The sequence below is a fragment of the uncultured Thiodictyon sp. genome, assembly GCF_903828115.1.
Classification (GTDB): domain Bacteria; phylum Pseudomonadota; class Gammaproteobacteria; order Chromatiales; family Chromatiaceae; genus Thiodictyon.
In genome coordinates this window covers 1-23558 of the sequence record NZ_CAIKKU010000692.1, presented here as the reverse complement: position 1 = coordinate 23558, position 23558 = coordinate 1, and the positions used below count along the sequence as shown (strand labels likewise).

20 protein-coding genes are annotated in these 23558 nt (G+C 64.8%); 7 read left to right on the top strand and 13 right to left on the bottom strand.

From position 1 onward, the window contains the following. Window positions 1–3 precede the first annotated feature (3 nt). Window positions 4–714 (bottom strand): PEP-CTERM sorting domain-containing protein, encoded by a 711-nt coding sequence (locus QZY48_RS26160; protein ID WP_295436462.1) that lies wholly within the window; start codon window positions 712–714, stop codon window positions 4–6. 195 nt (window positions 715–909) lie between these two features. Further along, complete coding sequence (locus tag QZY48_RS26155; protein ID WP_295436479.1) at window positions 910–1668, bottom strand: response regulator; 759 nt, start codon at window positions 1666–1668, stop codon at window positions 910–912. 119 nt (window positions 1669–1787) lie between these two features. Here QZY48_RS26155 and QZY48_RS26150 point away from each other — a divergent pair, with 119 nt between their 5' ends. Together QZY48_RS26150 and QZY48_RS26145 are read left to right on the top strand one after the other, a co-directional pair. Then, a complete protein-coding gene (locus QZY48_RS26150; RefSeq protein WP_295436461.1) occupies window positions 1788–3470 on the top strand; it encodes a HAMP domain-containing sensor histidine kinase in 1683 nt (560 codons plus the stop codon). 239 nt (window positions 3471–3709) lie between these two features. Further along, complete coding sequence (locus QZY48_RS26145; RefSeq protein WP_295436460.1) at window positions 3710–3928, top strand: AbrB/MazE/SpoVT family DNA-binding domain-containing protein; 219 nt, start codon at window positions 3710–3712, stop codon at window positions 3926–3928. Between the two features lie 4 nt (window positions 3929–3932). On the opposite strand, the gene QZY48_RS26140 is transcribed toward QZY48_RS26145, so the two are convergent. The 3 genes from QZY48_RS26140 to QZY48_RS26130 form a co-directional block, all read right to left on the bottom strand. Next, window positions 3933–4193 carry a BrnA antitoxin family protein gene (locus QZY48_RS26140; RefSeq protein WP_295436459.1) on the bottom strand — a complete coding sequence of 87 codons (261 nt, stop codon included), beginning with the start codon at window positions 4191–4193 and terminating at the stop codon, window positions 3933–3935. Next, entirely contained in the window at window positions 4186–4494 is a 309-nt protein-coding gene (locus QZY48_RS26135; protein ID WP_295436458.1) for a BrnT family toxin, read from the bottom strand. Before QZY48_RS26135 ends, QZY48_RS26140 begins: the two co-directional genes overlap by 8 nt. Before the next feature lie 311 nt (window positions 4495–4805). Continuing rightward, window positions 4806–4970, bottom strand: a complete 165-nt coding sequence (locus QZY48_RS26130) for a hypothetical protein (RefSeq protein WP_295436457.1) — start codon at window positions 4968–4970, stop codon at window positions 4806–4808. Window positions 4971–5584: 614 nt separating this feature from the next. On the opposite strand from QZY48_RS26130, the gene QZY48_RS26125 reads away from it, so the two are divergent. Both QZY48_RS26125 and QZY48_RS26120 read left to right on the top strand, forming a co-directional pair. Further along, complete coding sequence (locus tag QZY48_RS26125) at window positions 5585–6517, top strand: hypothetical protein (RefSeq protein WP_295436456.1); 933 nt, start codon at window positions 5585–5587, stop codon at window positions 6515–6517. Then, on the top strand, window positions 6496–8622 hold the full coding sequence (locus QZY48_RS26120) for an AAA family ATPase (protein WP_295436455.1): 2127 nt from the start codon (window positions 6496–6498) through the stop codon (window positions 8620–8622). Before QZY48_RS26125 ends, QZY48_RS26120 begins: the two co-directional genes overlap by 22 nt. 424 nt (window positions 8623–9046) lie before the next feature. Here QZY48_RS26120 and pnp read toward each other — a convergent pair whose 3' ends face one another. The 8 genes from pnp to QZY48_RS26080 form a co-directional block, all read right to left on the bottom strand. Continuing rightward, complete coding sequence (gene pnp, locus QZY48_RS26115; protein ID WP_295436454.1) at window positions 9047–11146, bottom strand: polyribonucleotide nucleotidyltransferase; 2100 nt, start codon at window positions 11144–11146, stop codon at window positions 9047–9049. Between the two features lie 235 nt (window positions 11147–11381). After that, window positions 11382–11651 carry a 30S ribosomal protein S15 gene (gene rpsO / locus QZY48_RS26110; RefSeq protein WP_295436453.1) on the bottom strand — a complete coding sequence of 90 codons (270 nt, stop codon included), beginning with the start codon at window positions 11649–11651 and terminating at the stop codon, window positions 11382–11384. 292 nt (window positions 11652–11943) lie between these two features. Next, window positions 11944–12870 carry a tRNA pseudouridine(55) synthase TruB gene (gene truB / locus QZY48_RS26105; RefSeq protein ID WP_295436452.1) on the bottom strand — a complete coding sequence of 309 codons (927 nt, stop codon included), beginning with the start codon at window positions 12868–12870 and terminating at the stop codon, window positions 11944–11946. After that, complete coding sequence (gene rbfA / locus QZY48_RS26100) at window positions 12867–13352, bottom strand: 30S ribosome-binding factor RbfA (RefSeq protein WP_295436451.1); 486 nt, start codon at window positions 13350–13352, stop codon at window positions 12867–12869. The genes truB and rbfA overlap by 4 nt, the downstream gene beginning before the upstream one ends. Further along, complete coding sequence (infB, locus tag QZY48_RS26095; protein ID WP_295436450.1) at window positions 13349–16249, bottom strand: translation initiation factor IF-2; 2901 nt, start codon at window positions 16247–16249, stop codon at window positions 13349–13351. Before infB ends, rbfA begins: the two co-directional genes overlap by 4 nt. A 12-nt stretch (window positions 16250–16261) precedes the next feature. Next, entirely contained in the window at window positions 16262–17770 is a 1509-nt protein-coding gene (nusA, locus tag QZY48_RS26090; protein ID WP_295436449.1) for a transcription termination factor NusA, read from the bottom strand. 61 nt (window positions 17771–17831) lie between these two features. After that, window positions 17832–18323: a ribosome maturation factor RimP gene (rimP, locus tag QZY48_RS26085; RefSeq protein WP_295436448.1), complete on the bottom strand. Its 492-nt coding sequence runs from the start codon at window positions 18321–18323 to the stop codon at window positions 17832–17834. Window positions 18324–18490: 167 nt separating this feature from the next. After that, window positions 18491–18706 carry a hypothetical protein gene (locus tag QZY48_RS26080; protein WP_295436447.1) on the bottom strand — a complete coding sequence of 72 codons (216 nt, stop codon included), beginning with the start codon at window positions 18704–18706 and terminating at the stop codon, window positions 18491–18493. Window positions 18707–19385: 679 nt separating this feature from the next. Here QZY48_RS26080 and QZY48_RS26075 point away from each other — a divergent pair. From QZY48_RS26075 to QZY48_RS26065, 3 genes are all read left to right on the top strand, one after another. After that, window positions 19386–20210 (top strand): hypothetical protein, encoded by an 825-nt coding sequence (locus tag QZY48_RS26075; RefSeq protein ID WP_295436446.1) that lies wholly within the window; start codon window positions 19386–19388, stop codon window positions 20208–20210. 467 nt (window positions 20211–20677) lie between these two features. Next, complete coding sequence (locus tag QZY48_RS26070; protein ID WP_295436445.1) at window positions 20678–21352, top strand: hypothetical protein; 675 nt, start codon at window positions 20678–20680, stop codon at window positions 21350–21352. Window positions 21353–21795: 443 nt separating this feature from the next. Then, window positions 21796–23442 (top strand): ATP-binding protein, encoded by a 1647-nt coding sequence (locus QZY48_RS26065; RefSeq protein ID WP_295436443.1) that lies wholly within the window; start codon window positions 21796–21798, stop codon window positions 23440–23442. Window positions 23443–23558: the final 116 nt, after the last annotated feature.

Genomic DNA, 23558 nt, shown 5'->3' with positions numbered 1-23558 from the left:
ACTTCAAGCCCAGAGCGCGGCCTTGCGGCTCGACCGGCTCAAGCCCACGCCTGCCAGTCCAATCAGCATCAATGCCAGCACACCCGGTTCGGGCACGTCCGTCGGCGTTTTTCCTATTGCCAGAAAATAACTGGCACTGGTCGTAACAGTACCTGCAGTCTCCAGCGCTGCGAATGCAAAGTCGCCGGTCTGGGAGTCGGTATAGACGCTCGCTTGATAGGTGCTGGAATAGGCCAAGGTGGCGATTGAGGCATTGCCACCCCAGACGGTCATGGCATACTTGGTGCCGGGAGTGAAATTGAGTTGGGCAATATTGGTCAGGACAGACGGGCCAAACGTGTATTCTAAGGAGCTTGCAAAAGCGCTGCCGGGTGGGGAGATATAACTCACGATATCGGTCGCCAGCACGCTGGACAATGTGTTGTTCGGATTCACACCGGCGATTGTCAGCTTCAGTGTGGACGATTGGTTGAAAGGGTTAATGCCAATCAGCCTCAAGCCGATGGTGTCAACGCTGTGCCCGCCCTGGCCGGCAGTGAAAATGAGCCCTTTCGATGAATTGCCATTGTAGCTTGTGCCGGAAATACCAACACCGGAGTTGGCGGCGTTAGACAGGTTCAATCCCGATACCCACCAATTGATCACGGAGGCCTGGGCATTGCCGCCGATCAGCAAGGCGAGCAGGGAATAAATACAGAATCGGACGTGCGTCATGATCTTAACCTCAAGATTGTGCGTGCGGCGAGTACCGCCTTGGGGATTATCCGCCTGGGGCGGTTGGCGTGCAACGCGCGCGCGATACGCGAAAACGCCCGATTTATACGAGCGCCGGACTATCCTGCCCCGCCACCGCCAGCTTTATATGCGAAACGGACCGATTTATACGCGTTCCGGCAATCACGCAGGCATTCAGAGTGATTCCTTGCGATTTTTCCGTAAAGCTCCCGGGGGGTAGCCGAAGCGCCTGCTGAACGCGGCATTGAAGTGATTGACATGGGTGTAGCCGAGGCGCTCGGCGATCACCTTGAGGGGAACATTGGTCGTCAGGACGGCCTCCCTGGCCCGCTCCAGGCGATACCCGCTGACGTATGCGGCGATGGAACTGCCGTACTCCTGCGTGAAGACGTCGTTGCACCGCCGCAGCGAGAGACCGAACTGACCGGCGAGTCCAGCGAGCGTCGGCACTTTGCCAGTGACGCCGATCAGGTAATCACGCAGTGCGCGGACCTTGTCCCGGCTGGAGGTGACGTCTGAGGCGAAGTCCAATTCCGGCGGCTCGGTGCCCGTGCCGGGGGGACGCAGGCGCCGCGCCAGGGCCGCGATAGCGGCACCCAACTCTTCGATCGAGGTTGGCTTCGTGAGATAGATATCGGCGCCACTGTCATAGCCCGCGATCTTGTCACTGAGCTGCTCGCGCACCGTGACGATGATGATGCCGATATCGGGCTGGACACCGCGCGCGCGGCGGGCGAGACTGATACCATCCTCCCCCGGGAGGTTGAGGTCGAGCACGAGCAGGTCGGTGCGCGCCGCCCGCAGTTCGGCGTCCAGCGCCTCCCCGTCGGGCAGGCCGCGGGCGCTGTGGCCCAGTTCGCGCAAGGCGGCCACGGTGACCGCGCGCAAATCGTCGTGGTCTTCGATGACGATGACACTCAAACGGCAAGTCACGGCTGGCAACTGACCTCGTTGGCGATGGATCGACCGCGGGGCCGCCGCTGACGCTGGGCGACGCCGAAACATGGCGCCGGATTCTGGTGCAGCGGGACCTTCCGATCACTGCCCGAGACTTGACTATAGCTCAATTGCGCGTCATGGACCCGAACACCCAGACATTTTACGTGATCGCCGCCGGACTGAACTTCAGCCTTAGTCTGACCCTATTGACATTCTCCTACCTGCGCCCGGCCACCCTGGTGACCCGCGCCGCGGCCACCGCGATTCTGATGGCGGCCGTCGCCATGTTCGCGGCCGGTTACGCCCCCTTACTGCCCAGTTGGACGGTCGTGGGCACCAATCTGCTGCTGATCGCGGCGGTGGCGGTCCTGCACTCCGGCGTTGCCGCGTATTGTGCGCAGCGCCCGCCGACTCCGGACCGCTGCGGGTGGGCCATCGTCGCACTGAGCGCGGTCCCGTTCTGGTACTGGGGGCTGGTGCAGCCCAACGGCATCTACCGAACCGTGTTGTTATCCTTCGCGATCACGGCCGTCAACGGCCGCACGGCCCTGCGTCTGGGGCGATTTTTCATACAGAAATCGGGCGGGGTACCGGTCGCGGTGCTTGGCGTCCTGTTTGCCGCGCTGTCGGTTTGGATGGGCGTCCGCGGCCTGGTTCTGCTGACTGCCGCCCCAGTGCCCGTGGAACATCGCGGCGCCAACCCGACGGCCTGGGTGACAGTGTTTTGGTATATCGTCCTGACGTCACTGATAGCGGTCTGCGTCATCTGGATGGAGGTCGAGCGCTTCCAGGCCGCGCGAGATGATTATGGCCAGGCGCGCGGCCATCTCCTGGGTGCGACCGCGGCGACCCGCGACAACCTGCTGCTGCTATGGAGTGCCGTGGTGATTCTGGCGGTCGGGATCATCAGCGAGGTCGGTATCACCTATCAGGCCCTCTACCAGGATGAAGACAGGCGCCTGCAGACCGGCGCGGCACTCGTCAGTGAGGCACGCGTCGAGCACCGGGTTGCGGTGGTGACGGAGGTCGACACCCTGGCGGGCCGCCGCGCGGTCGAACGCATCCGGCCGATCGCATTCAGCGCCGCGCTTGCCGAGATCGTTATCGTCATGCTGGCCGTGATACTCACCAGGGTCATCCGTGAGCGTGACGAGCAGGGGCGCTTCATCGCGATGCTGAGTCACGAATTGAAGACCCCCCTGTCCGCGCTGCGCATGGCCCTCGGGTCCGAGGCCATGTACCGCACCGCGCGACTGCAAGCGATGCGTTCGGTCGAGGATATGACTGGCGTCATCGAGCGTTGTCTGCTGGCCGATCGGTTCCGTCACGGCCGCGTGTCGCTGGACCTTCAGCGCTGCGATCTGGGGGCGGTCCTGCGCGAGCTGTGCGCAGTCGGCGCGCTCGCGGACCGGACGGTGCTGGAGGTCTCCGACCTTCCGGAGTGCAAGACCGACCTCCCGCTCATACGGGTTGTCCTGAGCAACCTCATCGATAATGCCGGCAAATACGGGGCAGCAGGACAGGACGTGCGCATCGCCGCCTCCCCCAAGGCCCGCGTCGGTAAGCACGGCGTGGCGATCACGGTGACGAATGCCGTGGGGTCGGCAGGCTTCCCCGATGAGCGCCGGGTGTTCCAGAAATATTACCGTGCCCCCGGGGCCCACCGCAAAACGGGTTCGGGCCTCGGCCTGTACCTGGCGTTCAGTCTGGCGCGACTCCTTGGTGGTCGGCTGCACTATCTGTCGACCGACAGCGAGGTCTCCTTTGAATTGTGGGTGCCGGCCGCGATCCGCTAGCGATCAAGGCGCAAGAAGAAGGGGCCACGAAGGCCCCTTGTTCTTGCCCAGCCATCCGCGGAAAGCCGGGCTTAAGCGAACCGGTCGCCTATTCGCCCAACTCCCGAGGATGTCGTCGTCCCCTCGCGCCTGGTGGTGTCGCCGCAGTCGATGGAGCGGACGCATCGCCGAGCGGGTCGCCACCCCGCCTGCCGCACTGATGGTCATCGACCTCGAATATCTTGGACGGACGATATGCCATGAAATCCACCCTACATAGGATCGGTCACAACCGCGCCATCATCATCCCCGCTCCATTGCTTGCGGAGTGTGAGATCAAGGATCAAATCGAGCTGTCCGTGGAGGATGGCCGAATCATCATCAGTCCAGTCAAACCGGCCCGGGTCGGCTGGTTCGAGAACTATCCCGACCATGGCGCTGCGGGAATTGATGCGTGGCGAACCTCACTGGTCCGATAGTGAACTACGCCGGACTGTGATCTTTGAGCCAATCCTTCAGCGCCTCGTTCATGCGCGTCTGCCAGCCGCGCCCGGTGGCGCGGAACGCGGCGAGCACCTCCGGGCTATAGCGGACCGCCACCTGTTCTTTGGTCGGTCGGCGGTTTGGCCCGCGGGTCTTGGCACGCCCGACGACGACGCCATCCTGCTTGAGTACGGCGCCCTCCCAATCGGCAGCCGTGGTGCGGGGGCTGTCCTCGTCGTGAGAAATGTCGGCGTCAGTCATGGCGTGCACGCGCGGCCAGTCGGTGCGGTCGACCGGGGGCGTTTCTCCAGTAGATATGTTCTTCATGTTTCTCTGCCTTTCGGATCGAGAGTAGGTGGTCGCTGTCACCGCGTGGCGTGTGCACCACGAAGACCACCACGCCGTTCCAGAGCCCCAGGGTCTGCAAGCGCATCTCGCCATAGGCGTCGCGCCCGTCCTCGCGAGTGATCGTGAAGCCCGCGAACACGGCATCACTGCCTACGAAATCGAACCCGTGGGTGCGGATATTCGTCTCGCGCTTGGCTTCATCGTAGGTCAGCATTCGCAAAGTGTAGATGCGTTGCTACGGCATGTCGAGCAAAATGTAGATGCGTTTTGTAGATCGTGAAGCGGACGATCCGGGCGGTCGGTTACGAAGCAGCGCTTCGTAACCAGAGAACCTGCGCTTGGTCAGACTTATGTCGTCCATCGCCCGACCGCCGCCCAGTCGCTGTCCGACAGCAAGAACCGCATCGTGCGCGGGGCAATCAGGGACAAGCGGCAAGGCCAAATTCGGTGGACTGCGCTGCGCTTGTCCATCCTACGGGCGGAACGATGATCAAGCCCGTTGCAGCCCACGCGGACCCGGGCCGGTTACCAAGGTGCGACCAAGGCGCCGCCCAAGAGCCCGATGGCCACACCCAGATAGAGCAGGGCGATGAGGACCCGGTGCTGGTGCTCCGGCAGGCGCGGGGGCAGGCCATGGGCCAGGGCCAGGCCGAAATAGCAGATGACCTTGATGATGCTAAGTGAGAGCATGACGGACCTCGGGGGTGCTGGTGGAGACAGCTACAGTCTGGAACAGCCCGCCGGCCCTTCACACGGCACGCAAAGACGCGCGAAAACGGCCGCTTATGGGCACCTTGGGGGTGCAATCGAGGCCCGACTCCGGGCCGGCGGCGAAGGGGGCGGCATTCTCCCGGCATTGCCGCGGCACCGCGGGGCCTTCGTGCCCGGGTTGGCCGGCGCGCCGGGCGTTCGGGCGGCAATTCACCGGCGTCGTGGATCAGGGTCAACGGGAAACGGGCATGACAGCGCGATTCAGAGTTGAAGACTTGGAAGCCTTGTGCAGGCGCGCGGCCTGGTCGTGGGACCAGTGGGCCGTTGAAGCGCGCGTGAATCGGCGGACCTTTGACCGGATTCGCAATAAGGGCAACCGGCCGCGAGGCGACACCGTGCTGGCCTTGGTGGACGCCCTCAAGCGCAAGAACCCGAAGGAGTTCGCGGACCTGAGTGGGTCAGCTCTGGGACCTCGCGGGCGGCGTCGCGGCCGGACCTCGCCCTCCCGTCGCTGCCCCGGATGCGCCCCCGGGCGCCGGGTCCGCCGGCCGCGCTGCGGACCCCGACAACCCCTTCCTCCCCTGGGCCCCGCCGTGCCGCCGGCCTTCATCGGGCGGACCGGCCTGCTGCGCGAGTTGGAGCGCGCCGCGCTGGAGGGGTTCGGGTTGTCGCTGGTCGGGGAGCGGCGCATGGGCAAGACCTCGCTGCTCTGCACCTGGGCCGGGCGCGCCGCGGAGTTGGGCTACACCGTGCGGTTGCTCTCGGGCCAGGGGCCGGAGCGGCTGGGCCATCGCGAATTCACGGCGGCCGTGATCGCCGGGCCCGCGGTCGATGCGGGTGCCGGGTCCGGCCTCGCTGCCGCGGAGCAGTGCGCGCTCCCCGAGTCCCCGGACGGGGCGGCGGACCGGCTGGCCGACTGGTGCCGAGGCACCCGGGCGGCGAGCGGCGGGCGGCGCCCGATCCTGCTGCTGGACGAGGCGGATACGTTCCTGGTCCGGTGCGAGCGGGACTTTCTGGTGCGCCTGCGCGGGCTGCTCACCGAGCGCGAACTGTCCCTCGCCGTCGCCACCGGCCGCACCCTACCGGCGCTCTATGCGGAGCAGGGCCGCACCTCGCCCTTCGCCAATGCGCTGCAACTGCGGCGCGTCGCCCTGCTGGACGAGGCGTCCGCCCGGGGGCTGATCGCCCGCGGCGCCGACCGCTGGCAGGACGACGACCCCGACTGGCTCCTGGACTGGGCCGGGACCCAGGCCTTCTATCTCAGCCTGCTGGCCCGCGGACTCTATGACGCCCGCGGGGATGGCGAGCCGCGCGAGCGGGTGCTGGATCACTTTCGCGACGAGGCCGTGAATCAGCAGTTCGCGCCCTGGTGGGCGGCGCTGGACGACGGCGCCCGCACCGCGCTGCGCCGTGCTGCCGCGGGTGAGTCCGTGGACGGCGCCGAGTGGCGGGAGCGCGGTCTGCTGACCCAGGACAACCGGCCTTTTGCACGGGTGCTGACGCAATGGCTGAACGAGACCCACTAGACGAACTGCCCGGGACCTGGGCCCTGGGGTGGTGGATGCTGATGCGGCCGGTGAGTCTGCATCGGCGGCTGCTGGGGCTTCGGATCGACCCTGCCGCCCGGCCGTGGCGCCTGCTGGGCAGTCGGGTCGAGCGCGTCTATCTGGCGCGGATGGCGGTCCTGCTGTTCCTGGGCACGCCGGTCCTTGCCGCCCTGACGAGCGTCTTGCTGGCCGCGCCGGGATTCGAGATCGACATGGGGCGTGTGGCCTCCGGCGTGGCCTTCGGCGTGGCCCGTAGCGTGGCCCTCAGCGTGGCCGGCGGCCTGGCCTTCGGCGTGGCCCTCGGCGTGGCCGGCAGCATGGCCTTCGGCGTGGCCCTCGGCGTGGCCGGCGGCGTGGCCTTCGGCGTGCCCGTCGGCGTAGGCGTCGGCGTGGTCAGCGGCGTGGTCAGCGGCCTGGCCAGGGGCGTGGCCGTCGGCGTGGCCGGCAGCGCAGGCTACCTGCGCTTGCCCATCTACGCCATCGAACTCCCCTGGCAACTCCTCGCCTTCGCCATCCAGCGCACAACCGGCCGCATCACCCTGGCCCAGTCCCCAGTGCTCCACCACGAGTTGAGCTATGTCCCCCTGCCGACTCTCACCCGGCATATCCTCGACACGGCCCCGCGCGATCAGGCCCTCGCCCGCCGCGCACTCGACGCCTGCGCCATCGCCCCCGGCCAGCGCCGCGCCGGCCGTCGCGCACTCGCCCTGCTGCGTGCCCGGGAGCTCGAGGACTTGGCCGAACGACACGCCTTCCAATCCCTGCGCGACCTGCGCGGCGACTGGCTCCCTGACCTCGCGTCAGCGGACGGCACCTTCTCCGCCCTGGCGGAGGTCGGGCGCTACCTGCGCTCGGCCGAGTTGACCCTGATCGCGAGCCAGCGCCTGGAGCAACTGGGTGCCGCCGCGGAGCGCCTGCGCGGTCTCGACAATGCCCTGCTGGGCCGCCGGGACCTGGAGTCGCCCATCTACCGCGCCGCCCTGGCACCCTGGCGCCGTCTGGTCGAGCGCTTGACCAGGGAGGCCCAGGCGGAGGCGGACCGCGAACTGCCCAACCCCTTCCGCCCCGGCGACCCCCTGGACCTGGAGTTCGGGCGCGAGGTCTTTCGCGGGCGCGAGCCCCAGGTGGCGGAGATCGAGTCCATCCTGGGCGACCCGGCCCGCGGTGCATCCATGGCCCTGATCGGGGCGCGGCGCTGCGGCAAGACCTCGCTGCTGAAGATGCTGCCGCTCAAGCTCCCGGACGCGCAGGTGGTCTTCTTCGATGTCCAGGCCCATCCGGTCGACTCGCCCGCCACCCTGGTCGCCGCCCTGGTGCGGGTGGCCCAGGAACAGGCGCGCCGGGACCGCCGGCTGGTCCTGCCGGAGTTGCCCGCGGGGGCGCCGCTGGAGGCCTTGGCGGGTTGGTTGGAGCGACTCGACGGGCTGACGGCGATCGGGCGCATCCTCTTCTGCTTCGATGAGTTCGAGCGCTGGGAGGCCCTGTTCCCCGGGGACCGGCGCGCCCTGTTGCAGTTCCTGGGGCTGATCCGCGCGACCATCCAGCACCGGCGGCGGGTGCGCATCCTGGTCTCCGGGGCCGCCCGCTTCGATGAACTGGACGGGCTCTGGAGCGACCACTTCGTCAACCTGCGCACCATCACCATCGGTCACCTGGACCAGGCGGCGGCGCTGGGGCTCCTGACCCGGCCGAGCCCGGGCTTCCCCGCGGACGCGCTCCCGCAGTCCGTGGCGCAGGCGGTCTGGGGGCGGACCCTGGGCCAGCCCTATCTCACCCAACTGTTCGGTCAGTTGATCGTCGAGCGCCTGAATGATGCCGGGCGCCGCCAGGCCGAGGTCGCCGACTGCGCGGCGGTGGAGCCCCAGGTCCTGGACCGCGCGGCCTCCGCGTATCTGAGCCAGTTGGTCCAGGCGGCCCCCGCGCCGGCGCTGCGCGTGCTGGAGACGCTGGCGCGCGGCGAATCGGTGGACTTCGAGGCGCTGGACCGGCCCACGCGCCGCTATCTGCGGCGGCGCGGGCTGGTCACGGAGGCGGGCGGGTTGGGTATCCCGGTGCTCGGGGCCTTTCTGATGCGGGAGCTTTGAGGAAGGGTCGGATTCAAGCGGCGCGCGGCCGAACCTCTTGGGCCAGTCGGGTGCTCAATGACTGTTCGGCGACGATCAGGTGATAGTCGACGATCTCCACGTCATCGTGTCGGTGGGTGCACAGGGGCCGACTTGGGCGAAATGTCTGCTCTGGAGCGGTGTCACGAGGGCGAAGGCGGGTTACAAAGCGGCGCTTCGTAACCAGAGCGGGGTAGCGCGGATCGGCGATCTACCGTCCATGGCCTGGGTCCCGGCATCCCGGCCGGGACGACGGACACTCAGCGCACTCGCCGCACTCGCCGCATTCGTGGCAACCGGCGCGCACTTCGCCGATCCTGGCTCGGTGCCAAAGAAAAAGGGGCCATTCGGCCCCCTCTTCTCGTACGGCCGGCCACGAATGGCCGGAATTGTGGCGATCAGGCAATCACTCGCCCAACTCAATCGCCTTCATGCTCAACCGAATCCGCCCCTGCTTGTCGACCTCCAGCACCTTGACGCGGACCACGTCGCCCTCCTTGAGCTTGTCGGTGACGGACTGCACCCGCTCTTCGCAGATCTGGGAGATGTGCACCAGACCGTCGCGGCCGGGGAGGATGGTGACGAAGGCACCGAAGTCCATGATGCGGGCGACCTTGCCCTCATAGATCTTGCCCACTTCCACGTCGGCGGTGATGAGCCGGATGCGGCGCTTGGCCTCTTCGCCGGCGGCCTTCTCGACCGAGAAGATCTTGACCATGCCGTCGTCGCTGATGTCGATGGTCGCGCCGGTCTCCTCGGTAATGGCGCGGATGACGGAACCGCCCTTGCCGATGACGTCGCGGATCTTCTCCGGGTGGATCTTGAGCTCGATGATGCGCGGGGCGTGCTCGGACATCTCGGAGCGGTGCACCGTGATGACCTTGTTCATCTCACCTAAGATGTGCAGCCGGCCGACTTTGGCCTGGGCCAGCGCGACCTCCATGATCTCGCGGGTGATACCCTCGATCTTGATGTCCATCTGCAGGGCGTTGATACCCTCGGCGGTACCGGCGACCTTGAAGTCCATGTCGCCCAGGTGGTCCTCATCACCCATGATGTCGGTCAGGACGACGAACTTGTCGCCTTCCTTGATCAGGCCCATGGCGACCCCGGCCACCGCGCCCTTGATCGGGACGCCGGCATCCATCAGCGACAGGCTGGTGCCGCAGACGCTGGCCATGGAGCTTGAACCATTGGATTCGGTGATCTCGGAGACGACGCGCACCGAATAGGGGAAGGCCTCGATGCCGGGCATGACGGCCAGTACGCCGCGCTTGGCGAGGCGCCCGTGGCCGATCTCGCGGCGCTTGGGGCTGCCGACGCGCCCGATCTCCCCGACGCAGAAGGGCGGGAAGTTGTAGTGGAGCATGAAGTGCTCGCGCCGCTCACCCTCCAGGGCGTCGATGATCTGGCTGTCGCGCTCGGTGCCGAGCGTGGTGATCACGAGCGCCTGGGTCTCGCCGCGGGTGAAGAGCGCGGAGCCGTGGGTACGGGGCAGGACACCGGTACGGATGGTGATGGGGCGCACCGTCTTGGAGTCGCGCCCGTCGATGCGCGGGCGGCCTTCGAGGATGCTGCCGCGCACGATGCGGCTCTCCATGCGCTCGATGGCGGCCTGGACCTGCGCCTCGCTCCAGGGGCAGTTCTCGACGGCGCGGATGCGCTCGACGACATCGGCGCGCACCGCGTCCAGGACGCCGTAGCGGGCCATCTTGTCCTTGATGGTGTAGACCTCGGCGATCGGATTGGTACCGAACCGGTTGACCGCCTCTTCCAGCGCGGGGTCGGGCTTGACCGGATTGAAGACGATGGGCGCCTTGTGGACGGCCGCCGCCAGTTCCCGGATCGCCTGGATAACGACCTGCATCTGCTCATGACCATACAGGACGGCCCCGAGCATGATCTCCTCGGAGAGCCCGCGCGCCTCGGACTCCACCATCAGGACGGCGTGCTCGGTGCCGGCCACGATCAGGTCGAGATCGCTGTCCGGTCCCAGGCCGACGACGGCGGGGTTCAGGGTGTATTCGCCGTCCTTGTAGCCGACCCGGGCGGCGGCGATGGGTCCGTTGAAGGGGGCGCCGGAGACGGCCAGCGCGGCGGAGGCGCCGATGAGGGCCGGGACCTCCGGGTTCACCGCCGGGTTCAGTGACTTGACCGTGGCGATGATCTGGACTTCGTTGGTGAAACCATCGGCGAACATGGGACGGATCGGCCGGTCGATCAGGCGCGAGGTGAGGATCTCGTTCTCGCTCGGACGGCCCTCGCGGCGGAAGAAGCCGCCGGGGATGCGGCCGGCGGCGTAGGTCTTCTCCTGGTAGTCGACGGTCAGCGGCAGGAAGTCACGCTCCGGGCCGGCTTTTTTCTGCACCACCACGGTCACGAGCACTACGGTGCCGCCCATGTTGACCAGCACGGCCCCGTCCGCCTGGCGGGCGATCTCGCCGGTCTCCAGGGTCATGGTCTGGTTGCCGAACTGGAATTGCTTTACGATTGGCGTGGGAATCACGGGTCTTACCTCGGGTCTGTGCCTCGGGCCTGGATCGCCGGTCCGGTTCCCCGGCCGTCGATCGCTGGTTTGGGCCTCGGGTGTTGAGTCACCGCAGCTTCAAGCGTCCTGGTGCGTCGGGATCTCGGGGGCGCCGTCCTCGCGGCGGCACCTAGGGTGTAGGGCCCCGGGGCGGCGCGTCGCGCCGCGGGACCCGGGACCGGACGACCGCCGTCGCCGGTCCGTGGGGCTCGCCTTAGCGACGCAGGCCCAGACGCGCGATCAGTTCGCGATAGCGGTCCAGGTTCTCACCCTTGAGATAGTCGAGCAGCTTGCGCCGGGAGTTGACCATCCGCACCAGGCCGCGGCGCGAGTGGTGGTCGTGCTTGTGGGTGCTGAAGTGGTCGGCCAGACCCTGGATGCGGGCGGTCAGGAGCGCGACCTGCACCTCGGGGGAACCGGTGTCATTCTCGGCACGGGCATAGGCCGTGACGACTTCTTTCTTCTGGACGGCAGTCATAGTCATTGCGGGTCTCCTGATTCGTAGTGGGGACTTGAGGGTGTGGGCCCTGGCGCGGCGGCACCTGCCGTCGCTGACCGCCCCGACAATGACATCAGGGGATCGGGCCGTGGTTAGTTAAGAGTTAGGAGTTAGGAGTTAGGAGTTAGGAGTTAGGAGTTAGGAGTTAGGAGTTAGGAGTCAAAAGTTGATAAGACGGGTGGGGCGAGGCGGAACCCATTGCCGGGCTAACAACTCCTCACCCCTCACCCCTCACCCCTCACCCCTCACTCCTCACTCCTCACCCCTCACTCAATCATTATACCAATCGCTTCGGCTGCACCTTCCCGTCGTCCTGGATCTCGCCGACGCCCAGGAAGTGCTTGGAGACGTCGTATAGCCGCACCAGGCCCTCGGTCGGCGCCTGGGGCACCAGCACGGCCTGGCCCTGCTGGAGGTAGAAGGCGGCATCGGCGCTCAGGCGCACCGCCGGCCAATGGCCGAGCGCCGAGTCGAGCGGGAGCAGCAGGGCGTCGAGCCGCGCCGCCGCGCCCTCCTGGTCCGCCAGGTCACGCACCTGATCCAGGGTGATGAACTCGACCACGTTCTCCGCGTAGGGTCCGACCCCGGTACGGCGCAACCGGCTTACATGGCCGCCGCAGCCGAGTTCACGGCCGATGTCTTCGGCCAGCGTGCGGACATAGGTGCCCTTGGAGCAGTGCACATCGAGCTCGATCTCCGGCCACTCGCAGGCGAGCAAATCCAGGGAGAAGATATGGATGGGGCGCGTGGCGCGTTCCACCTCCACGCCTTGGCGGGCCAGTTTATAGAGCCGCTCGCCCCCCTGCTTGATCGCCGAATACATCGGCGGGAGCTGGTCGATCAGGCCTAAGAACTGCTCCAGGACGGCGCGCACCCGGGCCTCGTCGACCCCCACCACGGGCCTGGTCTCCACCACCTCGCCCTCGGCATCGGCCGTGGTGGTGGTGACACCGAGCCGTACCCGCACCCGATAACGCTTGTCCGCGTCCAGCAGGAAGGCGGAGAACTTGGTGGCCGCCCCCAGACACACCGGCAGGAGCCCGGTCGCCAGAGGGTCCAGGCTGCCCGTATGCCCGGCCTTGGCGGCCCGATACAGGCGTTTGATGCGCTGCAAGGCGTCGTTGGAGGTGAGCCCGAGCGGCTTGTCCAACAGCAGTATACCGGTGACGTCACGTCCCGGATTGCGCCGTTTGCCGCCCATCATCGCGGCTGCTCCGGGGCGGCTCCGGGTGCCGGTGCGTCCCCCTGCTCATCCGCGCCGCCGTCCGTGTCGTCATCGAGGTCGGCGTCCGCCGGGTCCGCGAGCCCTTCGACCGCATGGTCGATGAGGGCCGACAGGCGCATCCCGGCACCGATGGACTCGTCATAGACAAAATGCAGTTCCGGCATGGTGCGCAACCGCACTCGCTGGGCCAGGGCATGGCGCAGAAAGCCGGCGAGCCGACCATTGAGCAGCCGCGTCTGTGCAACCCCGTGAGCATCGCCGGTGTCGAGGCCGGCAGCGGCGTCGCCCACCGTCGGCAGGCAGGTGAAAAAGACCTTGGCGTGGGACAGGTCCTTGACCACGCGGACCTCATGGATGGTGAGATCGGCGAGGCGCGGGTCCCGCACCTCGTCGCGCAGCACCTCGTAGAGCTCCCGCTTGAGCTCGGCGCCGATCCGCTCGGTACGGTCGAATTCCTTCACAGGACCCGCGCCCGCTCGGTGCGCTCGAACACCTCGATGTGGTCGCCGACCTGGACATCGTTGTAGTTCTTCACCCCGATGCCGCAGTCGGTGCCGGCCCGCACCTCGGCCACGTCATCCTTGTAGCGGCGCAACGACTCCAGCGTGCCCTCGTAGATCACGACGTGGTTGCGCAGGACGCGGATCGGATTGTTGCGTTTGATCATTCCGTCGACCACCATACAGCCGGCGATGGCGCCGAACTTGGAGGAGCGGAACACATCGCGCACCTCCACCATGCCGATGATCTCCTCGGTGATGACCGGCTTGAGCAGGCCCGAGATGGCCTTCTTCACGTCGTCGATCAGCTCGTAGATGATGCTGTAGTAACGCAGATCGAGCGCCTTTTCCTCCACCACCCGCCGCGCCGCCGCGTCCGCCCGGACGTTGAAGCCCAGGATGATGGCACTGGAGGTCACCGCCAGGTTGGCATCGGACTCGGTGATGCCGCCGACCCCGGTCGCCACCAGGATGACCTTGACCTCGTCGTTGGTGAGCTTGAGCAGGCTCTCGCGCAGGGCCTCCAAGCTGCCTTGCACGTCCGCCTTCACGATCAGGTTGACCGATTTCAGTTCCCCGTCCTTGAGTTGGGAGAAGATCTGATCCAGGCTCACACCCCGGTTCTCGTCGAGCTTGGAGCGGCGCATCCGCGAAGAACGGAACTCCGCGACCTCACGGGCGCGCCGCTCATCGACCACCGCCAGGACATCGTCACCGGCATCGGGCGGGGCGGAGAGGCCCAGGACCTGCACCGGGATGGAGGGGCCGGCGGCCTCGACCGGATTGCCGGCCTCGTCGAACATGGCGCGGACCCGGCCGTATTCGCCGCCGCTGACGATCATGTCACCGCGCCGCAGCGTGCCCGCCTGCACCAGGATGGTGGCCACCGGGCCGCGGCCCTTGTCCAGGCTCGACTCGACGATGGTGCCGCGGGCGGGGCCGTCCACCGGGGCCTTGAGCTCCAGCACCTCGGCCTGCAGCAGGATGGCATCGAGCAGGTCGTCGATCCCCTCGCCGGTCTTGGCCGAGACCTTGACCAGCATGGTGTCGCCGCCCCAGGCCTCGGTCAGCACCTCGTGTTGGGACAGCTCTTGCATGACCCGGTCCGGGTTGGCATCGGGCTTATCCATCTTATTGACGGCCACCACGATCGGCACCTTGGAGGCGCGGGCGTGGGCGATCGCCTCGATGGTCTGGGGCATGACGCCGTCGTCCGCCGCCACCACCAGCACCACGATGTCCGTGACCTTGGCGCCGCGCGCCCGCATGGCGGAGAAGGCGGCATGACCGGGGGTGTCCAGGAAGGAGATGACCCCGCGGTTGGTCTCCACATGGTAGGCACCGATGTGCTGGGTGATGCCGCCGGCCTCGCCGGAGGCGACCCGGGTGCGCCGGATATAGTCCAGGAGCGAGGTCTTGCCGTGATCGACATGACCCATGATGGTGACCACCGGGGCGCGCGGCTGGGCTTCGGCCAGGCCGGACTGCTCGTCGGCCTCCTCGATCAACGTGTCCTCGGTGGTACGCAGATCGGCGATGACGGCCGTGTGTCCCATCTCCTCGACGATCAGGACGGCGGTGTCACGGTCCAGCATCTGGTTGATGGTGACCATCATCCCCTGTTTGAACAGGGCCTTGACGACGTCGCCGGCCTTGACTGACATGCGGCTGGCCAGTTCGCCGACGGAGATGGTCTCCGGCAGCGCCACCTCGCGGATGACCGGCATGGTCGGCCGCTGGAAGACGTGCTTATCCTGCAGTTGGGGTTTGGTGGTCTTGCGCTTGCGGCGCGGCCGCCCGCCGGCCGCGTCGCCGTCCACCTCTTCATATTCCACCCGCGGGGCCTCCTGGTCCCGGCCGCGCAGTGAGTCCTTGCGCCCGGCCTTCTTGACCGATTTCTCCTTCTCGGAGAGTTCCGGCGGCTTCTTGGCGGCGACGACGACCGGCGGCGGCTTCTTGGCGGGCTTGGCGGCCTCGCCACGACGGCGCACGACCGCCTCCACCTCATCGGCGACCATCACCAGGGGCGCGGGGACCACGGCCGCGGCCGCGGCGACGGGGGCGGTCTCGACCACCGCCTCGGCCTCGCTGAGGTCCGGCTCCGCGACCGGGCGTGCGGCCTCATCGGCCAGGCGTTTCGCCTCGGCCTCGGTCTCCGCACGGCGTTGCGCCTCTTCGGCCTCGCGCTGCCGCTCGGCGGCCTCACGGGTCTGACGCTCATGGTCTTCCAGTTCACCCAGGCGGCGTGCCTCCTGCTCGGCGCGCATGGAGGCCAGTTCGATGCGCCGCCGCCCGTCGTCCATGGGGCTGCTGCGCAGTGTCTGGCGTTCGCGGGCGGGGCGCGGCGGTGGTGCGGCGGGCCGACGTGAGGCCGGGGCGGCGGGCCTCACCGCCGGGGCGGGCGGCGGCGCGGTCGTGGCTGCCGCTTCCGTCGGGGCCTCCGTCTGCGCCTGCGTCGGCGTTTGTGCCGCCGCCGGTTCGTCACCGCGCTTCACATAGGTGCGCTTGCGGCGGACCTCGACGCTGATGGTCTTGGCGCGTGCGGCCGGTGTCGGCCGGGAATTGCTCCCGCCCCCGCCTCCGCCCCCGGCGCCCGGTACCCGCGGGGTCGCGGCCGGCTGACGCAATTCGCTCACGCTCTTGCGCTTCAAGGTCACCTGGCTGGGGTCGGCGCCGCCCTCGGACCCGCCGCGGCCGTGGCTGCGGCGCAGGAAGGTCAAGAGTTGGACCTTTTCCTGCTCGGTCAGGGTGGAATCGGCGTCGCCGGCGCTGATGCCGGCCTCACTGAGCTGGGTCAGGAGACGTTCGACTGGGATGCCGACCGTGGAGGCGAGTTGTTTCACTGTCACTTCACTCATGTAACGAACCTCCTAACGGGATTCCCCGCCCGCATCGGCAAACCATGGCTCACGTGCCTTCATGATGAGGCGCGCCGCCCGCTCCGCGTCCATGCCTGCGATCTCCATCAATTCATCGACCGACTGTTCGGCCAGGTCCTCCACGGTCGCCATCCCGGCGGCGGCCAGGGCCAAGGCCAGGCCCTCGTCCATTCCCTCCATGTCGAGCAGGTCCTGCGCCGGCTCACCGCCGACCACCTCTTCGGTGGCGATGGCGCGCGTGAGCAGTATGTCCTTGGCGCGTTCACGCAACTCATTGATGGTCGCGTCGTCCAGCTCATCGATCGCCTGCATCTCGGCGAGCGGCACATAGGCCACCTCATCGACGCTGGTGAAGCCCTCGTCGACCAGGATGGAGGCCAGATTCTCGTCCACCCCGAGTTGGTCCATAAAGCTCTGGACCGAGCGGTGGGCCTCCTGCTCGCTTTTGGCGGACGCCTCTTCCTCATTCATGACGTTCAACTCCCAGCCCGTCAGTTGGCTCGCGAGTCGCACGTTCTGACCGCCGCGGCCGATCGCCTGCGAGAGGTTCTCCTCCTTGACCGCCACGTCCATGCTGCGCGCCTCCTCGTCGATGACGATGGAGACCACGTCCGCCGGTGACATGGCGTTGATCACGTATTGGGCCGGGTTGTCGTCGTAAAGAATAATGTCCACCCGTTCGCCGTTGAGTTCGTTTGAGACTGCCTGGACGCGCGAGCCGCGCATGCCGACGCAGGCGCCCACCGGGTCGATGCGTGGGTCCTTGGTGCGCACGGCGATCTTGGCCCGGGCACCCGGGTCACGGGCGGCACCCAGGATCTGGATCATGCCCTCGCCGACCTCGGGGACTTCGAGCTTGAACAGTTCGATCAGCAGTTCCGGCGCGGTCCGGCTGACGAACAGTTGCGGCCCCTTGGCCTCGGCGCGCACGTCGAACAGATACCCGCGCATGCGGTCGCCGGCGCGCACCGATTCGCGTGGGATTACATGCTCGCGGGGGATCAGGGCCTCGGCATTGCTGCCCAAGTCCAGGAGGATAGAGCCCCGATCGGCCTTCTTGACGATGCCGGTGACCAATTCGCCCTTGCGCTCCGTGTAGGTATCGACGATCTTGGTCCGCTCCGCCTCGCGCACCTTCTGCACGATGACCTGCTTGGCGGTCTGGGCGGCGATGCGCCCGAAGAGTTCGGAGTCGATCTCCTCTTCCATGAAGTCCCCGGCCTTGAGCCCGGGCTCTAGCATCTCCGCGGCGGAGAGGGTGATCTGGCGCTCCGGGGCCTCCAGTACGCCCGCCTGCGGGTCCTCCATGACCTCCCAGCGGCGGAAGGTCCGATAGTCCCCGGTCTTGCGGTCGATGACCACGCGGGCATCGATCTCACCGCCGTGCTTCTTGCGGGTGGCCGAGGCAAGCGCGGCCTCGATGGCCTCGAAGATCACATCTTCGGGGACATCCTTCTCATTGGATACGGCTTCAACGACCAGCAGGATCTCTTTGCTCATACCTTCCCATACTCAAGCGCTGTGCCATATTTTCAGCAGTGATGTCGGCGGTGACCGCGGCTCAAGGGTGCGCGCCCGCTGCAGGATCAGGGATCAGACGGGCGGATTCGAGGGCCGCCAGGGGCAGGTCCCAGGTGCGGCCCTCCGCCTCCAGTCGGACCACCGCGTTTCCCCCCGTCGCCGGTCCCAGGCCGAGCAGCACGCCTTCCAGGTTGCGCCGGCCCTCGACCTTCTCGGCCAGCCGGACCTTGATCCGCTGTCCGGCGAAGCGCACGAAGTGCTCCGCAAACACCAGGGGCCGATCCAGCCCGGGCGAAGAGACCTCCAGGTCATAGTGCCCCGGCAGGGGGTCCTCCACGTCCAGGACGCCGCTCAACTGGTGACTCACCAGGGTGCAGTCATCCAGGGTGACGCCGTTGGCGTGGTCGATGTAGATGCGCAGGGTGGAGGCACCGCCGCCGCGCTGGAAATGCTCCACCCCGACCAGTTCGTAGCCCATGGGCTCGACCACGCGGCGCGCCAACTGGGTCAGGGTGCTGTCAACCGGCTGCATGGAAAAAATCGTCCAAAAACAAAAAATGGGCCAGCGGCCCACTGCGTTGGTGCGCCGATCTCACGGTTGACCGCGGATCGGCGACCTACCTCGTGACGTACAAAAAAACCCCGGGTGCGGGGTTCATGACGGGGAACCTCGAGGATCGCGAACCTTCCTGGGGGGCCTTAGTCCGTCACAGATTTAGCGCCGGAAGTGTAGGTCCTTCGCGCCCATTGTGCAAGGCCGTTGTCGGCAGGGGGTGCGATCAGAACTGATGTCGTGACCGAGAACCCGGGTACGCTGTCGTTGTCGTAGTCGAACAATCCGACCACGATTACGACAACGACAACGACAACGACACCCGGTCCGTGGGAACGTCCGGTAGCTGTTAGGGTAGGCATCGCGTACACGGCGCCGGCGGTCGCTGCAGCTTGGCGGGTACGCGATGCGTACCCTACGAGATGTACGTTAACACATCAGTTCTGATCGCACCCGTCGGCCGGGGGGCGATCGAACCTGCTGGGACCGCCGGAATCCTGGGCTCGCCCTCCTGTCTCCTTGCGGCCGGAACGACGATCGCGGACTGATGGACCTGCCTAGAACCGAGCGGAAGGCCGACAGAACCACGTAACAGTTGAGATGCCGGACAGAAATCTTGATCGTCGCAACCTTTGGCGGCTATCCGCGCCCCAAGTGCCGCAGCGGGCGGCTGCATGTGACCGTGCACTAGCCCCGCTGCTGCGTGGTCGGGGGTTGATGACGATGGTCGCCCGCGGCTAGGCGCCCGCGCTCACCGGTCATTGCGGACAGGTCGCCCGCAGCCTGCGCTCGCGATCACCTGCGATCCACAAAAGTTTCGGACGGCTGCGCCTAATCCTCGCCAAACGGGGGCGAAAGGAAAGCAAAGATCTTTTGTCATTCCTCGGTTACGATACGCAGCCGGGTGCCGTCGCACCTGCGCCTGGTCACTTCCGGGGGAGCTGTCCGAAACGCAGGACGAGCCACTAGAATTAGGCATCGGATAAACGTAGAATAGGGGGGTTTGTAATGTTCCAAAGACGGGCAATCGTAAGGCTTAAGGTGCCCATTCTGATCATCGTAATGGTGGTAAGTAATCAGGTAGGGGCTCAATCTAAGCAAGAAATTGGCGCCAATCGAAACCAGGCCGAATGTAGTGCTAGATCTACCTTTATTCAACTTTCGATTGATGTTTATAGCAGCCAAGCGAGGGGTGCAAGAGTCCGGTCACAACAAGGTGCTGTGGATTACGTGATTGAACAGACCATAAACCAAAATCTGAAGAAGAAGGAAAGTGAAGCATTAATTCGTCGGATTGTAAAATATGTATACGATGTATTGAGACCATCGGTATCCTCACCTGGGGAAATAGTAGCAATTAAGGATGCTTACGAAAGACGCTGTATGTTTGATCCTGAAAAGGAAGTAGGAGATTTCTATGTTGTTGATTTGGAAAAGGCATTTAGCAAGAACACGGAAGGCAAATATATTATTCAAAACAAAGACGGAAGCAATACAATTTGCCATAAAGGCGAATGCAAATCGCAACAGCCAGAACCGCCGCAAAACATAGGGAAAGCTTACGAGGAGACACGAAGAGTTGTTGAAAGTCTCCACTGGACTCCTGCGCCTTTGGTAATGCGGCCAATTTTGATAAAGATGGGACGGCTATCCAGCAACGGCAAGAAATTTATCAATAACGAAATTTATGGTAATTGCCTAACAGAGAATTTGACATGTGACAAGTCTAAACCAGAACTTGCTGACTGTACAGAAGATGGGAAATGTACCGCAGTATGGGCTAAGAATGGAGCCACTATTTGGTATGTAGTTCAGAATGGCCTTATAGCACAATTTGGCAGCGCCCCAGAAAATTTCGCAAAATGAACAAATGAACGCAAGCCAACTAGCGCCCACAGGCTGGAGCTGCGGGGCGGCGGGTTGACGATTATTTGAGAGAAAAGGGCGATTTCAAAGCTGAAAGAATGAGATTGTAGCGGCGCGAATTCAGTGAATCGAAGAGTCGCTCGGCACAAATTGTTCCTTATTTTTTAGTAAACTGTGAAAATGCTGCCATGACTCGACGATATCGACAAGTTATTTGATATCCGGACAGTCACGTTGGCAACCCTTTTCTAGTAACCTGACAAATAAGGAAAAAATCACGCCGAGCGACGTTCGGTTGTCCATATTTATGAGTCGGCGATAGTGGAAGGCTGGGGCTTAACAACATGCCTAACCTTCCGGTAAACTTGACATCAAGTACAGGCTGGGGCTTTTGACCCAGCGTCGGTCGCTGCAATGCACCTTTACGTTAGGTGCTTCTACCTACCGGGTCGAATCGAAGGTCTTGCATGGAAATACATCAAGGGGGTCATTCCCACGATCAACAAGCTGCGATGACGGCGTACGCCAACATTCTTGACGAGGCGCGAACTCGAATTCTTGGCATCAATACAATCGTGAGTGGAACAGCAGCTTTGCCGCCGTGGCTTACTGCTGAACTTGGCTACATACAATTGCGCATGCTGTGCGAACTCGTCGCCCTTGGGTGCCTGATTGCTCACGGTGATATCGAAGAGACAGGCAGCAAGAAGCTGCAAAAGGAGTACGCCGCCGACCAAATAATCACTCGTTTAGAACGGCTTCACCCTGATTTCTATCCCCATCCGATTGCCTGCACATTTTCTCCAGGCAGTATTCATCTCGATAGAATCGAATCCGGTTTTTTGACCAAGGTCGAGTTGCTGAATCTTTACCATGAATGTGGTGAGCATCTACATCGAGGTAGTTTGTCAAGAATGTTTAGTTCAACGAACCCGAAGCAGCCACCTCAAGTTCAGAAGGTTTTAGATTGGGGGCAGAAGTTCTTGATCCTTTTGAGTCAGCATCATATTGCGTCATTTTCAAACCGAACTCACTTTCTCTGTTTCATCTCGCATCATCAGGCAAATGGCAATGCCTATGTTGCAATCGCCTCGTCCCCAAGGCAGGAAAAGTTGCCAGTGCGGCTTGGCAATGTCGCGTAGTCTAGTGGGTAGAAATCTAACCTGGGGAGTCGCTAGGCACGAGCCCAGTATCGAGCCTTGCGGCGCGAACGGTAACGGGTTGAGCCGATCTGAGGGTGTTGAGCCCCGAAAATTTTGGTGGGTGAGTGCCGACGGCTTTGACTCTCCGGGACAACCGGTATCGCGCCGCGGGAAGTGGTGCCGGTACTCCCCGGGGTCCGAGGCCATGTGGAGCCTGACATTGAGAATACGCGAACGGCAGGCTTCATGCGGTCGCGCACTGCTTGGCCTGGATGTCAGGGATTGTAGAGCAAACGGGATACTCACGGTTTTGTAGCTGAAATTAGGGGTAGCGCGATGCAGAGGCAATTCACGTTCGAATATTGGATTGTGGATGCTGGCTGTTACTTGAGCCGTTACGGGAAGCGACATGACATCCTTCGCCCGGTTGCGTCAAAGATATCATGAGCCCGCCCCTCAAGAAACTGCCGATCGGCATCCAGACCTTCAGCGAAATCATCAATGAGGGTTACGCCTACGTCGACAAGACGGCGCACGCCCTGGCCCTGGCGAACGGGGGCAAATACTATTTTCTGTCGCGCCCGCGCCGCTTCGGCAAGAGCCTGTTCCTGGATACGCTCAAGGACCTGTTCGAGGGCCGCGAGGCCCTGTTTCGCGGGCTCGCCATCCACCCCCACTGGGACTGGTCGCGTCGCCATCCGGTGATCCGGCTCGATTTCGCCGGCGGGGTGGTGCAGACGCGCGCGGCGCTCGACCTGCGCATCGGGCGGCTGCTGCGGGAGAATGCCGAACGCCTCGGGGTGGACTGCGACTGGACCAACAACGACATCCCCGGGTGTTTCGGCGACCTGATCCGCGCCGCCCAGGCCGCCCACGGGGGCCGCGTGGCGATCCTGGTCGACGAGTACGACAAGCCGATCCTCGACAACATCGATCAAATCGAGCGCGCGGCCGAGTTGCGCGAGGGATTGAAGAACCTCTACTCGACCATGAAGGCGCAGGATGCCCACATCCAGTTCGTCCTCATGACTGGCGTGACCAAATTCAGCAAGGTCAGCCTGTTTTCGGGGTTGAACCAACTCAACGACCTGACGCTCGATGAGCGTTTCGCCACCCTCTGCGGCTACACCCAGGCGGACCTTACGACCACCTTTGGCGGACATCTGGCCGGTGTCGATTGGAATGAACTCAAGCGCTGGTACAACGGCTACAACTTTCTCGGCGAGCCGGTCTACAACCCCTTCGACATCCTGCTGTTCATCGATAAGGGCCAGGTGTACCGCAACTACTGGTTCGAGACCGGCAGCCCGAGCTTTCTGATCAAGCTGCTGCAACAGCGCCGGGCCTTCCTGCCCGAGCTGGACGGCATCGAGGCCAGCGAGGAGATCCTCGACTCCTTCGACCTCGAGCGTATCGACCCGGTGACGCTGTTGTTTCAGACCGGCTATCTGACCATTGCCGACACCCGCTGGCGCCGTTCGCGCCGGCTCTACCGGCTGCGGCTGCCCAACCAGGAGGTGAAGATGGCCCTGGCCGATCACCTCATCGACGGCTATCTGGGCACCTTGCCGGGTGGGCGCGACGCGCCCCAGGATGCACTCTATGATTGCCTCAGCCAGGGCGATGTCGATGGTCTGTTCAACGCGATCCGTCGGCTTTTTGCCGGCATTCCCTGGCGCAATTTCACCGGCAACAGCCTGCCCGAGGCCGAGGGCTATTACGCCAGCGTGCTCTATGCCTTCTTCGCCAGTCTCAACGCCGAGATCATCCCGGAAGACATCAGCAACCAGGGCCAGGTGGACCTGACCATCAAGCTGGCCGATTACATCTATGTAATCGAGATCAAGCTGATACGCGGTCAGGCCCCGCGCGAGCCGTCCAGACCGATGCCGTCGGCCGAAGCGATACCGGAGGGTGAGTGCGCCCCCGATCCAGGCCAGGGCGCCAACCCCGCCCTGGCGCAGATCCGCGCCCGCGGCTACAGCGCCAAATATCGCGGCCTGCCGGGCAAGGGCCTGTTCGAGGTCGGCCTGGTGTTCGACAGTCAGGCCCGCAATCTGGTGCAGGCCGATTGGGCGGCGGTGGCTTGACGGCTGCCCACCGAGCCCATGCGAACCATTGGTAATCCCCTGATGAGGCCATTACGGGCCCTGATCATCACTCCGGCCACGCGCCCTTGCGGCAACCCGTCGCGGCCGGGGGGCCG

What these genes read in the sequence shown, in the direction of transcription:
- QZY48_RS26135 (WP_295436458.1), bottom strand. Translation starts at nt 4,494, where the DNA reads ATGCTGACCTACGATGAAGCCAAGCGCGAGACGAATATCCGCACCCAC.
- rpsO (WP_295436453.1), bottom strand. Translation starts at nt 11,651, where the DNA reads ATGACTATGACTGCCGTCCAGAAGAAAGAAGTCGTCACGGCCTATGCC.
- rimP (WP_295436448.1), bottom strand. Translation starts at nt 18,323, where the DNA reads ATGCAGCCGGTTGACAGCACCCTGACCCAGTTGGCGCGCCGCGTGGTC.
- QZY48_RS26140 (WP_295436459.1), bottom strand. Translation starts at nt 4,193, where the DNA reads ATGACTGACGCCGACATTTCTCACGACGAGGACAGCCCCCGCACCACG.
- infB (WP_295436450.1), bottom strand. Translation starts at nt 16,249, where the DNA reads ATGAGTGAAGTGACAGTGAAACAACTCGCCTCCACGGTCGGCATCCCA.
- QZY48_RS26120 (WP_295436455.1), top strand. Translation starts at nt 6,496, where the DNA reads ATGGCTGAACGAGACCCACTAGACGAACTGCCCGGGACCTGGGCCCTG.
- QZY48_RS26130 (WP_295436457.1), bottom strand. Translation starts at nt 4,970, where the DNA reads ATGCTCTCACTTAGCATCATCAAGGTCATCTGCTATTTCGGCCTGGCC.
- QZY48_RS26065 (WP_295436443.1), top strand. Translation starts at nt 21,796, where the DNA reads ATGAGCCCGCCCCTCAAGAAACTGCCGATCGGCATCCAGACCTTCAGC.
- QZY48_RS26145 (WP_295436460.1), top strand. Translation starts at nt 3,710, where the DNA reads ATGAAATCCACCCTACATAGGATCGGTCACAACCGCGCCATCATCATC.
- QZY48_RS26070 (WP_295436445.1), top strand. Translation starts at nt 20,678, where the DNA reads ATGGAAATACATCAAGGGGGTCATTCCCACGATCAACAAGCTGCGATG.
- truB (WP_295436452.1), bottom strand. Translation starts at nt 12,870, where the DNA reads ATGATGGGCGGCAAACGGCGCAATCCGGGACGTGACGTCACCGGTATA.
- QZY48_RS26160 (WP_295436462.1), bottom strand. Translation starts at nt 714, where the DNA reads ATGACGCACGTCCGATTCTGTATTTATTCCCTGCTCGCCTTGCTGATC.
- nusA (WP_295436449.1), bottom strand. Translation starts at nt 17,770, where the DNA reads ATGAGCAAAGAGATCCTGCTGGTCGTTGAAGCCGTATCCAATGAGAAG.
- QZY48_RS26080 (WP_295436447.1), bottom strand. Translation starts at nt 18,706, where the DNA reads ATGCCTACCCTAACAGCTACCGGACGTTCCCACGGACCGGGTGTCGTT.